Annotated in this window: 12 protein-coding genes and 2 tRNA genes; 7 read left to right on the top strand and 7 right to left on the bottom strand. The window is 32.3% G+C overall.

Features of this window, described 5'->3' with window-relative positions; translation table 11 throughout:
- Positions 1 to 80 precede the first annotated feature (80 nt).
- From DEA20_02285 to pgeF, 4 genes are read left to right on the top strand one after another with little or no spacing between them, the layout of a single operon-like run.
- The gene (locus DEA20_02285) at positions 81 to 827 is read left to right on the top strand and encodes a hypothetical protein (GenBank protein HBS48006.1); all 747 of its coding nucleotides are present in this window, start codon (positions 81 to 83) and stop codon (positions 825 to 827) included.
- A gap of 15 nt (positions 828 to 842) precedes the next feature.
- On the top strand, positions 843 to 2,099 hold the full coding sequence (ftsA, locus tag DEA20_02280; GenBank protein HBS48005.1) for a cell division protein FtsA: 1,257 nt from the start codon (positions 843 to 845) through the stop codon (positions 2,097 to 2,099).
- 28 nt (positions 2,100 to 2,127) lie between these two features.
- Entirely contained in the window at positions 2,128 to 3,345 is a 1,218-nt protein-coding gene (locus DEA20_02275; protein ID HBS48004.1) for a cell division protein FtsZ, read from the top strand.
- Entirely contained in the window at positions 3,342 to 4,058 is a 717-nt protein-coding gene (gene pgeF, locus DEA20_02270) for a peptidoglycan editing factor PgeF (GenBank protein HBS48003.1), read from the top strand. Before DEA20_02275 ends, pgeF begins: the two co-directional genes overlap by 4 nt.
- 51 nt (positions 4,059 to 4,109) lie before the next feature.
- On the opposite strand, the gene DEA20_02265 is transcribed toward pgeF, so the two are convergent.
- The gene (locus DEA20_02265) at positions 4,110 to 5,501 is read right to left on the bottom strand and encodes a hypothetical protein (GenBank protein HBS48002.1); all 1,392 of its coding nucleotides are present in this window, start codon (positions 5,499 to 5,501) and stop codon (positions 4,110 to 4,112) included.
- Between the two features lie 195 nt (positions 5,502 to 5,696).
- Between DEA20_02265 and DEA20_02260 the strand changes: the two genes are divergently transcribed.
- The 3 genes from DEA20_02260 to DEA20_02250 all read left to right on the top strand — a co-directional run bounded on the left by DEA20_02260 (position 5,697) and on the right by DEA20_02250 (position 8,067).
- Positions 5,697 to 6,707, top strand: coding sequence for a hypothetical protein (locus DEA20_02260; GenBank protein HBS48001.1), 1,011 nt, complete (start codon positions 5,697 to 5,699; stop codon positions 6,705 to 6,707).
- Between the two features lie 8 nt (positions 6,708 to 6,715).
- Positions 6,716 to 6,925 carry a 50S ribosomal protein L31 gene (locus DEA20_02255; protein HBS48000.1) on the top strand — a complete coding sequence of 70 codons (210 nt, stop codon included), beginning with the start codon at positions 6,716 to 6,718 and terminating at the stop codon, positions 6,923 to 6,925.
- A 68-nt stretch (positions 6,926 to 6,993) separates the two neighbouring features.
- Positions 6,994 to 8,067: a peptide chain release factor 1 gene (locus DEA20_02250; GenBank protein ID HBS47999.1), complete on the top strand. Its 1,074-nt coding sequence runs from the start codon at positions 6,994 to 6,996 to the stop codon at positions 8,065 to 8,067.
- 83 nt (positions 8,068 to 8,150) lie between these two features.
- Here the strand turns inward: DEA20_02250 and groL are convergent, their stop codons facing one another.
- The 6 genes from groL to DEA20_02220 form a co-directional block, all read right to left on the bottom strand.
- Positions 8,151 to 9,785 (bottom strand): chaperonin GroEL, encoded by a 1,635-nt coding sequence (gene groL / locus DEA20_02245; protein ID HBS47998.1) that lies wholly within the window; start codon positions 9,783 to 9,785, stop codon positions 8,151 to 8,153.
- A 30-nt stretch (positions 9,786 to 9,815) separates the two neighbouring features.
- The gene (locus DEA20_02240; GenBank protein HBS47997.1) at positions 9,816 to 10,109 is read right to left on the bottom strand and encodes a co-chaperone GroES; all 294 of its coding nucleotides are present in this window, start codon (positions 10,107 to 10,109) and stop codon (positions 9,816 to 9,818) included.
- A 559-nt stretch (positions 10,110 to 10,668) separates the two neighbouring features.
- The gene (gene trmE, locus DEA20_02235) at positions 10,669 to 12,078 is read right to left on the bottom strand and encodes a tRNA uridine-5-carboxymethylaminomethyl(34) synthesis GTPase MnmE (protein HBS47996.1); all 1,410 of its coding nucleotides are present in this window, start codon (positions 12,076 to 12,078) and stop codon (positions 10,669 to 10,671) included.
- A gap of 5 nt (positions 12,079 to 12,083) precedes the next feature.
- On the bottom strand, positions 12,084 to 12,719 hold the full coding sequence (locus DEA20_02230; protein HBS47995.1) for a hypothetical protein: 636 nt from the start codon (positions 12,717 to 12,719) through the stop codon (positions 12,084 to 12,086).
- A gap of 233 nt (positions 12,720 to 12,952) precedes the next feature.
- Positions 12,953 to 13,027 (bottom strand) — tRNA-Gly (locus tag DEA20_02225).
- 63 nt (positions 13,028 to 13,090) lie between these two features.
- Positions 13,091 to 13,165: transfer RNA gene (locus tag DEA20_02220), tRNA-Gly, on the bottom strand.
- Positions 13,166 to 13,277: the final 112 nt, after the last annotated feature.

The following is a 13,277-nucleotide window of genomic DNA, read 5'->3' as shown; positions in this document are numbered from 1 at the left end:
TATTGCAATATATTCATTTATTTTTTTATTTTATCCTTGATAAAATGTCATTTATTTTTCTTTAAAATTTGGTAGAAATTATGAAAAATATTTTTTCAAGGTTAATTTTGTTATCGCTTCTTACGCTTCTTTCGTATAGATGTTTTTGTTTATTTAAAAAAGTTTATTTTAAAGTAGCAACCCCCGCGGAGATTCAATTTGAGATCAAAGATTTTTATTCTTCAAAATTTAAAAAGGATGCAGAAGATCTTTTTACAGTATATTTAGATAATCAAAAAAAAGATGAATTTAATCCTGATGCTTTTAGTAAGTTATTGAGTGAAAAAATTCCTGTTTTTAAAAGTCTAAATTGGGATTTGGATTTGCATAAAGTTGCAAAAATAGAAATTTGCGGTTGTCTACCTAAGTTCGTTGTTAATCAAAATTTTATTATTGCAGAAAATTGTAAAGTTTTTCCAAAAGAATATTTTGAACAGTTTGATAATTCAAAACTTAAAGAATTAACTGTTTCTCCAAAATATTGCAAAGGTGAAATTCCTGAATGTTTTTATCAGTTTTTGCAAAAGATTCCATCACCGATTTGGGAAGAGTACACTATTAATTATGAAAAGCCGACTTTTATTAAGCTATCTGGGATCGTAAAAAAGTTTGAAATTATTGTAGATGAAAAGGCTGTTTTTGATAAAACAAAGCTGACCAAACTTGAAGATATTTACCAAGATGTAGAAAATAGAAAATTGCTAAAAAAAAGCTTAAAAAGTGGCACCAAAAAGTTGGCTTTTGATCTTAGGTTTGATAATAGAATTTTGGTGAGCAGATCTGTTTAGTAGGGGGAGGTTGTGATGAGAAAAAAATTATTAAATAAACATTGGGTTGGTATTGATGTTGGAACTTCTAAAATTTGTGTTTTGATTGCAGGTTTAGATCACAATGGAAATATTGAAATATTGGGGATAGGCCAGCATCCATCTGTCGGTTTAAAAAAGGGTGTTGTTGTTGATATAAATTCAACAATTAAATCAATAAAAAAAGCTGTTGAATCTGCGGAAAATATGGCGGGAATAAAAGTCGATTCTGCGGTTGTCGGAATTTCTGGTGGACATATTCAAGCAATAAATTCTCAAGGTGTTGTTGCAATAAAACATGGTGATGTGTCGCAATATGATATTGACAGAGTGATTGATGCAGCTAAGGCTGTGGCTATTCCGCAAGATCGTGAAATTCTTCATATTTTGCCTCAATATTTTAAAATTGATGGACAAGAACTTATAAAAGATTCTATGGGCATGAAAGGCATTAGACTCGAAGCGCAGGTGCATATAATTACAGGTTCCATTTCTTCTGCAAGCAACTTGATAAAATGTTGTGAAGACGCAGGAATCTCTGTCGAAGATATTGTTTTAGAAACTATAGCATCGGCAGATGCAACTTTGAGCGAAGACGAGCGAGAGCTCGGTGTTGGAATGGTTGATATCGGAGCTGGAACTAGTGATTTTGCAATTTATAAAGATGGTAAAATTTTACATTCCAAGGTTGTTCCTGTTGCAGGAAATCATTTTACTCGAGATTTAGCTATAGCTTTTAGAATTCCTCTTGAAACTGCTGAATTTATAAAAAGAAAATACGGAGCAGTAAGTTATAAAAATGTTTTAGGGTTAATAGATAATGCAATAAAAGTTGATGTAGGGCCTGATCTTGTTAAACAGATAAAAACTACAGACATTTGTGATATTTTGATGCCTCGCGCTGAGGAAATGTTGGAATTTATTTTTGATGAAATTATCAAATTTAATCTTAAAAGATTTATGCCATTTGGTTTAGTTTTGACAGGCGGTGGAAGTATGCTTTCAGGCATGAAGGAACTTGCAGAAAATATGTTTGGAATGCCTGTTCGAATTGGATTTCCTCAAAATAATATAAAAACTTCTGGTTTAGAATTCGTTCCAGATTTATTAAAGAGTCCTATTTATTCAACCGGATACGGGTTGCTTTTGTATGCATCAAAAGATAAAGATTTGACACTTGCAAAAAGCATGAATGAAAAAGGGGCTTCTAAAGTTTTTAAACGGATGAAATCTTGGATTTACGATCTTTTTTGATCGATTTTAAAAAGAGGAGAGGATTGTGATAGAACTACACGTAGAGGAACAAAATATTCCAAGAGCTAAAATAAAGGTTCTTGGAGTTGGTGGTGGCGGCGGAAATGCTGTAAATTATATGGTTGAAAGTGATTTGGAAAATGTGGATTTTATTATTGCAAATACAGATGCTCAAGCATTGAACAATTCGCCGGTGGAAAACAAAATTCAGATAGGAGCCAAAGTTACAAAAGGTCTTGGCGCAGGTGCAAATCCTGACATTGGTCGTAGATCGGCCGAAGAAGATATCGAAAATATTGTTAAGCAAATTTCAAATTCTGATATTTTATTTTTAACAGCAGGAATGGGTGGTGGTACCGGAACTGGCGCAACTCCTGTGATTGCAAAGGCTGCAAAAGAACTTGGTGTTTTGACTGTAGCCGTTGTGACGAAACCTTTTGTTTTCGAGGGTAAACGCAGAATGAAACAAGCAGAGGCTGCTATTGAAGAATTGAAAAAAGAAGTTGATACGATGCTTGTGATCCCAAATCAAAAATTACTTTCTTTGGTTGATTCATCTATTTCCATGCTAAATGCTTTTGCGATGGTTAACGACGTTTTAACGCAAGCCGTAAAATGCGTAGCAGATATAATTGTAAAATCAGGACATATAAATGTGGATTTTGCAGATATAAAAGCGATCATGAAGGGAATGGGAATGGCTATCATGGGAACGGGCAGATGCAGTGGCGAAGATAGAGCCACAAAAGCAGCCCTTGACGCAATTAGCTCGCCTCTTCTTGAAGGAATAAGTGTAGACGGAGCTAAAGGTGTACTTATAAATATTACTGGAAGTTCTAATTTGTCTTTGCAAGAGATCCATGATGCAGCAAATGTTATTTATGACAGAGCGAGCGAAGATGCAAATATTATTTTAGGTTCAGTCATTGATGATTCTATGGGCGATGAGGTTTTGGTTACAATTATAGCAACAGGGGTAGATACATTTGTAGAAAAAGAGACTTTATCTTCTATAAAAATTGCATCTCCAGTGCAAGAAAAAGTACACGCCCCAAAATCAGATATTGCTATGGAATTTATCAAACATCATGATAAATTAGAGGAAGTTTCGCAACCTGCTGTTATTGAAAATAAAGAGATACAGATGACATCAGCAGTTGAAGAAATTGACATGCTTGATATGGATGATATAGATACTCCAACTTTTTTGCGTAAGAAAAATAATGATAAAATGGAGCTTGGTTGAAAGGTGAAATGCTTTTAGATTTAGATTTTGCAGAAATATATTTTGGTGATAATGAATTTCAAATAAATATAGAAGGGGCAGACAAAAAGTTGCCCCTTCTTCTTGAACAATTGATGACAGAGGTTAATGCAAAAAAGCTTTTGTTTTTAAATCAAACACATGGAATAGATTTTACGATTATTGATGAAAATTTTATTTTTGAAACTTCGATAAATTTTCGAAAAATTGATGGTGATATAATAATTACAAATCAAAGGAATATAGCGATTGGTGTTTTGACGGCAGATTGCTTGCCTGTTGTAATTTTGGATAAAAAAAATAAAGTTGTGGCGGTAGTTCACTCTGGATGGAAAGGTTCTGTTTTGAATGCAAATGCAATAGCTATTCAGCAGATGCGGAAACAATTTGGTACGCAGTTAAACGATTTACAAATTTATTTTGGTCCCGCTGCAAAAAATTGTTGTTATGAAGTGCAGCAAGATTTTATAGAAAAAAATAAAACATTAAGCATTGAAAAGTTTCTTATAAATCGAGATAAAAAAATATTTTTTGATTTGATTGATTTTAATAAAAAGAATTTGTATAAAATTGGAATCTTAGAAAAGCAGATTAATGATTCAAACTGTTTTTGTACAATTTGCGACACAATATTTTGTTCTTTTCGACGAGAAAAGGATTTCTATCGACAAGCCACGATTGTGGCATTAAAGTAAGAGGCTTCAAATATTCTTTAAACCATTTAGAAGCTTCTTACTTTAACTTTTTTATTCTCCATTTTTAAAAAAATCATCCTCTATGAATATGGCTAGTTTACTTAGGGTTTCTTCTGAAGGGTTTATGAAAGATTTTATTTTATTTCCCCCTAAGTAAAATATTTGAGCGGGCTTTGTTGTTCTAGCTAACGCTTGGAAGTCGAAATTTACTTTTGGAAAATAGTAGGTCAGAACAGCATAAATATTGAAGTAAGAAGTAATCTTCTTGGAATAAACCAAAGGATATCTAATTCGATCGGTTTGATAAAAAATTCCAAAATTTTTTGTTTTTAATTTATCTAATTTAAAATCTAAATGTTTCATATATTTTTTTACTTCTAACGCTAAATCTATTTGATTTACATCTAACCTAAAATTTTTACAAAAATTGTGCATGTCATTTACAATTAATTTTATTTGATTTTGAATAATTGGATTATTTGGAACATTTTGATTAAAGGTTTTGGTATAACAATGGATTTCCGCAGGTGTTGTTACAATTACAAAGTCTATCAATTTATACGAAGGATACTCTGGTATATCTTTAAATTTTCTTCCAGCTATTTTAGTGACATAATTATTAAATTTTTCTCCATTGGAACCATTTATTCCAGGATTTTTAAAAATGGATAAATTAATGAAATAATCATGGTTCATAATTTTTTTTCTTGTTACAAATTCTGTATGTTGTACTGGCTCATCTGCCAATATTAAAATATTGGGATGCTTAGGGGAGATTTTTTTCAAGTGTAAAATATATTCGTTTGCATTTGCGAATTTTGAAATTGTAATATTATTTTGTTCATAATTGGGTATAGACACTGTTAATTGTTGAATTTGTTGCTGGAAATTAGTTACATAATTAGTTGCTGGACCAAGTATGGCTTCTACAGCAGGGTTTATTTTGTAGCTTGGATCAATAACAATGATGTTTAATTTTATGTAGCCCATTTTTATTAATGTTGCGACTATCAAATATTCGAGTAATAATTCTCCCGATGCAAGCGAACATATTGTTAAAACTAAACTTTCATTTGGTCTGAAATGAGTTGTTATTTGTTCTAAAATTTCTTCCACAAATAATATTCTTACTGGAGATGTTGCATTTGGGCAGTCGCACCAATTTAAATTTTTTATTCTGGCTATGTCTTTAATCAAATTTTTTGTAAGGGAATTTTGCACCAGTTTTGCGATTATTTCTTGTGATGCTGAAGCCATTTTTTCTTTTAACCCTAAATAGGTTTGAGGAAATTGATAATCTTGTCCAAATTCGCTTTTGATTTCATTTTCTACGTTTACAAAAATGTGATTAATTGTTTGTGCTGATACTTGCACCGAATTAATACTAAAAAATGCAAAAAAGGTTATAAGAATTTTTAAATATAATCTTTTAAAATTAAACATATTTATCCCTTTATTTGATTAAACATAATATAATTATTTTATATCTTTAATTTACCAATAGTCAATTTAATTAAAAATAATTATAAATTTTTATCACAAGTAATGAAAAAAATAAAACTTTGTTTTTTAAAGATTCTTTGTTAAAGTTTGTAAAATTTTGGCTTTGATATTTCTATTTTTTAAGAGGAGAAGATCATGGTAGAAGAGATAAAACTTTGGCCCAAAAAGTTAAAAGAAGGGCTTGATATAGCTCATAATTTTCATTTTGCTAATTCTACAAAATTGCCCAAGAAAATTAATAAAATAGTTTTTTGTGGAATGGGCGGGTCAGGAATTGCTGGTCGAATTTTAAAATCCTTTTTTGATAAAAAAAGTAAAATTCCAACATTTGCGATTAATTCTTCAGTTTTACCAAATTTTGTTGATAGCGAGACATTGGCGATAGTTATTTCTTATTCTGGAAATACTTGGGAAACGGTAGGGGTTTTAAACTCGTTAGTAAATAAATTTGTGCCTACAATAGTTCTTGCTAATGGCGGTAAGGTGGCAGAAATTGCCGAAAATAAAAATTTACCGTTTATTCTTTTACCTCAAAGTAAAACCCCTCGATCAGCTTTAGGTAATTTTTTAGGTATTTTGTTAGGGTTATTCGATTTGATGGGTTTGCTTGATGGTGGCAAACAAGCAGTTGTGGCATTTGAGAAAATAGCACAGATTTATACTCCTAAATTTGATAATAAATCATGTTTTGAAGATTTTTTAAATTATGTTGGAAGTGATGACTTTTTACAAATTTGGGGTTTAGAAGGGGACTGTGAATCGGCTGCATATAGAGCCCAAACTCAATTTAATGAAAATAGCAAAGTTCAGGCTATTGCTTTATCTTTTCCAGAGTTGACACACAATTTGGTTGTTGGGTTTTCAAAATTTGAGAAAAAACCTAAAATTTTGATGTTTTCCACTGAATTTTTACCTGGCAATCTTGAAATAGCTTTAATTTCAACAGTTGAGCTACTAAAGGACAAGGGAATCTCCCTTTACAAACCGCAGATTTTGGGGGATACTTGGGAGGAACAATTATTTTACATAATTTTGTGGGCTGATTTTGCATCTTATTATCTTGCTTTACACAGAAACGTTGATGCATATCCAGTTAAGATCATCGAAGAATTAAAAAATAAATATAAAGTAAACGGTATTAAGTGAGGTTTTGCATGAAAAAAGATATTCACCCAACAACTCATAAAGTTTTAGCACAATGTGTTTGTGGCAACGCTTTTGAAACATATTCTACAAAAGAATCTATCAGAGTTGATATTTGCTCAAGCTGCCACCCATTCTGCACAGGAACTCAAAAGTTTATCGACGAAGCTGGAAGAATTGAAAAATTCCAAAATCGTTATAACAAAAAAACTAAAAAATAAATTAATAAGTTTTAGCGGAACATTTTCAAATGTTTTTGATTTGTTCCGCTTTTTTAATTTGAGAGATTATGAATTGGGAACAGATCAAAAAAGAATATGAAGAAATTCTCCAAAAACTGTCTTCTTCAAGTTTAGATAATAAAGAGAGAGGTAGACTTCAAAAGTTATCCAGTTTATTTTCTACAGCCATTGAAAAACACGGTCAATTAGTTCATATCGAACAATCTCTAAATGATCTCAAAAAAGATTTAGACACTATCTCCTCAGATGTAGACCTTCTAACTATGTATAAAGAAGAGATAATTCAAAAAGAAAAAACTATTTCATTGTTACAGTCAGAGCTTGAAGATTTACTTTATCCAGCAGATGAAAAAGATTCTGCATCAGTATTTATCGAAATTCGCGCGGGTGCTGGTGGTCAAGAAGCTGCATTGTTCGCATCAGATCTTTTTAAAATGTACTCCAATTATGCATTAACCAAAAGATGGGACGTTTCTATCGCTGATAGCAGTACTACCGATCTTGGTGGTTTCAAAGAAATAATTATTTATATCAAGGGCAAAAATGTTTATAAATATTTGAAATTTGAAGCCGGTGTCCATCGTGTTCAGCGCGTTCCTCGGACTGAAACTGCAGGAAGAATCCATACGTCGACAGTTACTGTTGCAGTTTTACCTGAAGTTGAGGAAGTTGATGTTAGCATCGATCCAAAAGATTTAAGAATAGATGTTTTTAGATCCAGCGGTGCTGGAGGTCAGCATGTTAATACCACAGATTCAGCTGTTCGTATTACTCATATTCCATCTGGTGTTGTTGTAAGTTGTCAGGATGAGCGTTCACAAATCAAAAATCGTGCTAAGGGAATGAAAATTTTACAAGCGCGACTTTATGATTTTGAAAAACAAAAAAAACAATCAGAACTTAGTGTGCAACGTAAAACTATGATAGGAACAGGTGAGCGAAGCGAAAAAATTCGTACTTACAATTTTCCTCAAAATAGAATCACCGATCATCGAATCGATTTAACTTTGAAAAAATTAGATGTTGTAATTGAGGGTGATCTTGACGATTTGATAAATCCATTAGTTGCTTGGGAATTTGAAGAACGCAAAAAGCAAGGATCACTAATTAAACTCGTTTAGTTAAAAAATTTTTGTACTCTAAATAAAAATAGCAGTAGAAATTCTACTGCTATTTTTTATATTAATATTTTAAATTAATCAAATTAATACATTCCACCAGGCATTCCACCCATTGCACCTGGATTCATAGCTGGTTTATCTTCGGGAATGTCACAGATGATTGTTTCTGTTGTTAATAACAATCCAGCAATTGATGCTGCGTGTTGTAGAGCAGATCTTGAAACTTTTGCAGGATCTACAATTCCGTTTTTGATCATATCTACGAACTGTTCTGTCCTAGCATCAAATCCAAAATTCATATCAGGATTGTTTTTTATTTTGTCCACGATGACAGATGGTTCTGCACCTGCGTTGGATACAATTATTCTAAGCGGTTCTTCAAGAGCTCTTGTAACAATTCTGATACCTGCTTTTTGTTCATCGCTTAAGTTTTTGAGATTTTCGAGAGATTTTTGCGCACGAAGGAGAGCAACTCCGCCACCAGGTACTATTCCTTCTTCGACAGCTGCTCGAGTTGCGTGCAATGCATCTTCGACTCTATCTTTTTTTTCTTTCATTTCTGTTTCTGTTGCTGCGCCAACTTTGATGATAGCAACTCCGCCAGAAATTTTTGCAAGTCTTGTTTGTAATTTTTCTTTGTCATAATCAGATGTAGATTTTTCAATTTCTGCTTTGATTTGTGCAACTCGTGCGGCGATTTCTTTTTGAGCGCCTTTTCCATCAACGATTGTGCAGTTGTCTTTTGTAATGATTACTTTTTTAGCGGAACCAAGATCGCTGAATGTAACATTTTCAAGTTTTACGCCAAGCTCTTCTGATACAACTTTTCCACCTGTTAGGATAGAAATATCTTGAAGCATAGCTTTTCGTCTATCACCAAATTCTGGAGCTTTGATTGCTGAGACTTTGATGGTGCCGCGCATTTTGTTTACAACTAATGTTGCAAGTGCTTCGCCTTCAATGTCTTCTGCTATGATAAATAGTGATGCACCCTGCTTTGCGATTTGTTCAAGTATCGGAAGCAAATCTTTCATGCTTGTTACTTTTTTATCGCAAATTAAAATAGCAGGATTATCAAGAACAGATTCCATTTTTTCTGCATCAGTTACAAAATATGGAGATAAGTAACCTCTATCAAATTGCATACCTTCTACAGTTTCAAGTTCGCTTTCCATTCCTTTAGCTTCTTCAACCGTTATAACTCCATCGCGACCTACTTTTTCCATAGCGTCTGCGATTAGGTTACCAATAGATGTATCAGAATTTGCTGAAATGGTTGCAACTTGCGCGATTTCAGTTTTGCTTTTGATAGGTTTTGCAATTCTTTTGATTTCTTCGATAACAATTTCAACAGCTTTATCGATTCCTCTTTTGATTTCGATTGCGCTTGCGCCTGTTACAACGCTTTTTAGACCTTCTCGATAAATTGCTTGTGTGAGTACGGTTGCTGTTGTTGTTCCGTCTCCTGCGATATCAGCTGTTTTTGAAGCAACTTCTCTTACTGCTTGTGCGCCGATATTTTCAAATTTATCTTTTAGTTCGATCTCTTTTGCAACTGTTACACCGTCTTTGGTGATTATTGGAGAGCCGAATGATTTTTCGATAGCAACGTTACGACCCTTGGGTCCGAGCGTGACTTTTACAGCGTCTCCGAGAGTATTTACGCCGATTAAAATTTTGGATCTTGCTTCGTCACCGAATAAAATTTGTTTTGCCATATTTTTCTCCTAAAAATTATTTTGAAAAAATTAACTTACAATACCTAAAATTTCTTCTTCTTTAAGTATTAGATATTCTTGACCTTCTAATTTGATTTCTGTGCCAGAATATTTTCCAAAAATGATTTTATCGCCAACTTTGACTGTCAGAGCCTTAATTGAACCGTCGTTTGTTATTTTGCCATTTCCGATTGCTTTTACTTCTGCGATTTGTGTTTTTTCTTTTGCTGTATCTGGGATTATGATGCCACTTGAAGTTGTTTCTTCATCTTCGATTCTTTGAACCAAAACTCTGTCGTATAAAGGACTTATTTTTTTTGCCATTTTATAGACCCCTTTCTAAAATTTTTAAGATTTATTTAGTTTAATACTTAAAATATTATAACCGTTCATCAAGAAAAATTATAAGTTAAAAATATAAAAATTCAATATATTTTTGTTTTGGTGTTTTAAGATTTAAAATAAAGGTAAAAGAAGAGGGCGCAATTTCAATATCTGAGTCCGATCTTATAAGATAATTTAACTGAAGTTGTATTAAATTAAATAAGTAAATATGACTAAAATAAAATTTTTGATTTATATAGAATAATTTTTTAGAATTGCTCGGATAAAAAAACTTCTTTTTTGAACTTGTAACTTTTTACTTTTATAGAGGCGAGCTCTTATAGAGTACTCAAAGTATGAGATTGGTCAAATTTAAAGTTGTTTTTTCAAAGAGAAAATTTATTCAACGTTGTGGTTTGCTTTTTTTCAATTCGAATTATTCTACTCCGCCAGAAAACCTCAAGGCTTTTAGATTGGTGATGCATGGCGAGTAGAACCCTTCGTAGCTCCATGAGAGCGAAGTAGGGTTGGCTTCGAAGAATTACGCGTGATACACGCTTCATTTACCGATGCAGAAATTTTTGAATACAGAATCTAATGTTTGTTCGTTTATATTTTTGCCTGTTAGTTGTGATAATGTTTCCAAAATATCTTTTAAATTCATGGCTGCTATTTCGTATCCTTCGTATTTTTCAAAGATATTAACGAAAGTTTCTTTTAGTTTGTTTTCGATATTTGTTAATGTTTCAAAATGACGCTTGTTAAGGAGATATGGTGAATTGAATTGTTTAAATATGATGTTAATTTTTTCTTGTATTTTATTTTCAAGTTCTTTTATGCCTGCGTTTGTGATTGCGGATACTTTGATAGGGTCGATATTAACATTAAGTATGGAAATAATTTGTTTTGCAGAATTTTGTTGTAAATCGATTTTATTTAATACCAAAATTATTTTTTCGCGATATTTTTCTAAAGCTTCTTTGTATGATTCTATCTGCTCTTGCGAAAGTTTATCTACAGCAGAAATAATCAAAAGCAAAATATCTGCACTGCATGCTTCTTGCAAAGATCGTTCTATTCCTTGTTGCTCAATCAAGTTTTCCGTTTTGCGCAAACCCGCTGTATCTATAAATGTCCAAAAATTTCCATCTTTGCATACTCCCGCTTCGACGCTGTCACGAGTTGTTCCTGCAACATCAGTAACGATTGATCTTTCTTTTTTGATCAATGCATTGAACAAAGTAGACTTACCTACATTCACGCTTCCGAGAAGTGATATGCGCAAGCCTTCTTTTATTTGCAATGAATGAGAATAATTTTCTTTTATTTTTTCTAATTTTTTAAAAATTAAATCAAATTGATTTTTTATTATTTGATCAAATTGGACATCACGTTGTTCTTCATCCAGAAATTCAAAACTAGCTTCTACAAGTGCAAGTAATTTTGTTATTTCTTCTTCAATTTCTTTGATAAAAGATGAAAGGGAGCCTTTTAATTGTTCAAGCGATTTTTTTAAAACGACTTCATTTTGTGCAGCTATAAGTTCGTTTATAGATTCAGCTTGGATCAAATCTATTTTACCATTTAAAAATGCTCTTTTGGAAAATTCGCCATTTTCTGCTGCGCGTGCACCATTTGAAATGCATAGTTCAATTATTTTTTTAATGATGAAAGGATTGTTATGACAGCTTATTTCTATACAATCTTGTCCAGTAAATGTTTTTGGGGCTTTCATCAAAAAGAATAGAACATCATCGATGATACTGTTTGATGTGTGATCGAATATTTTGCCGAAATGGATTGTATGAGTTTTTTGATTAGATAAAAGTTTATTGTTTTGCAATTTTGAAATTTTATCTACGATTTCAACCACACCATTTCCGCTTAAACGGATAATAGCTAATGCGCCTGCTCCGACTGGGGAGCAAAGTGCAACTATTGGTTCTTCATCTTTTGTCAAAAAACTCATTATCCCTAACTTCTAATAGATGTTATGGCAAGTCTGTGACCGCCAAATTTGCGTTTGTATTTTCTTTTTAAAAATTGCATTAACAAAAATGCAAATCCGGAAAAAAGTAAACGTTCGTTATTTACATTTTCTATTACAGGTTTGTCAAAAATGATTTTTAATAAATGTTGATTTACAGAAACCGTAAATGTTGATTTGAGATTCATTAGATTGACCAACTCGGTTATCCAATTATTTACGTCTTTTACTAAATCGTTATTCCATTTGCCATAAGCAAATGCTGCGGAATCATTTTGTGATGAGTTTGAATTTTGTTTTTCTTCACCTTGATATTGTTGTTTTTTGTAAGGTGCCTGAGCTGGCACTGGTTTATTATCTTTAAACTTTTGTGCATTACCTGGCAGTACGCTTGACTTATCTGTATTGATGTAAGCTTTGGGTTGTGATTTATTTGTAGATTTAGAAAATACGTTGAAGTCATATGATAGAGAGACGACAGCCATTTTTTTTACAAATCCGAAGAAATTTTTTTCTTCTTTGCTAAAAACTTTGACATTAAATTCTTTTGGCTCTCCAGCTTTTTGCCATGCTTTGGCAACCGCTTTAGCTATTGAAGAATCTTCTTGTAGAATCGATTTCATTTGTTAAATCCTTTGGTCAAATTCAAATTTGAGGGTTAAAAATATTTTTAAATAATAAAAGTTAAAAAATAAGTTATTTAAAAATCATAAATTAATAAAAAACAAAAACAGGCTCGAAAAGTAAATGAAAATATAAAAAAATAGGTAAAAAATAAGAAAAATGAATTTACTTTTCTCTAAAAAATGTACCAGAATTACTTTTCGATTACAACAGGGAAAATTAAGTAAAATTTTGGAGCGGGAAACGGGATTTGAACCCGCGACCCTTGCCTTGGCAAGGCAATGCTCTACCACTGAGCTATTCCCGCATAAAAATTCAAAGAAGATGTCCCAAATTTATCTTTAAAAGATCCGGTTGTCAAACAAAATTTTGGAGCGGGAAACGGGGGTTGAACCCGCGGCCCTTGCCTTGGGAAGGCAATGCTCTACCACTGAGCTATTCCCGCACAAATTTATAGAGAAAACTTTAGATTAATTTTTGGTAGATGTAAACAGTAAAAAGGGGCGATGTTTAAATCGCCCCTTTTTACTGTTAGTTTTGTGACCTATTTATCTTGC

This window comes from Candidatus Dependentiae bacterium, assembly GCA_003511165.1.
GTDB lineage: Bacteria > Babelota > Babeliae > Babelales > UBA12411 > UBA12411.
Note: the sequence above shows the minus strand (reverse complement) of the source record. Positions and strands in the feature narration are given on the sequence as shown.

What these genes read in the sequence shown, in the direction of transcription:
- DEA20_02255 (HBS48000.1), top strand. Translation starts at nt 6,716, where the DNA reads ATGAAAAAAGATATTCACCCAACAACTCATAAAGTTTTAGCACAATGT.
- DEA20_02265 (HBS48002.1), bottom strand. Translation starts at nt 5,501, where the DNA reads ATGTTTAATTTTAAAAGATTATATTTAAAAATTCTTATAACCTTTTTT.
- DEA20_02230 (HBS47995.1), bottom strand. Translation starts at nt 12,719, where the DNA reads ATGAAATCGATTCTACAAGAAGATTCTTCAATAGCTAAAGCGGTTGCC.
- DEA20_02260 (HBS48001.1), top strand. Translation starts at nt 5,697, where the DNA reads ATGGTAGAAGAGATAAAACTTTGGCCCAAAAAGTTAAAAGAAGGGCTT.
- DEA20_02240 (HBS47997.1), bottom strand. Translation starts at nt 10,109, where the DNA reads ATGGCAAAAAAAATAAGTCCTTTATACGACAGAGTTTTGGTTCAAAGA.
- DEA20_02250 (HBS47999.1), top strand. Translation starts at nt 6,994, where the DNA reads ATGAATTGGGAACAGATCAAAAAAGAATATGAAGAAATTCTCCAAAAA.
- ftsA (HBS48005.1), top strand. Translation starts at nt 843, where the DNA reads ATGAGAAAAAAATTATTAAATAAACATTGGGTTGGTATTGATGTTGGA.
- trmE (HBS47996.1), bottom strand. Translation starts at nt 12,078, where the DNA reads ATGAGTTTTTTGACAAAAGATGAAGAACCAATAGTTGCACTTTGCTCC.
- DEA20_02285 (HBS48006.1), top strand. Translation starts at nt 81, where the DNA reads ATGAAAAATATTTTTTCAAGGTTAATTTTGTTATCGCTTCTTACGCTT.
- groL (HBS47998.1), bottom strand. Translation starts at nt 9,785, where the DNA reads ATGGCAAAACAAATTTTATTCGGTGACGAAGCAAGATCCAAAATTTTA.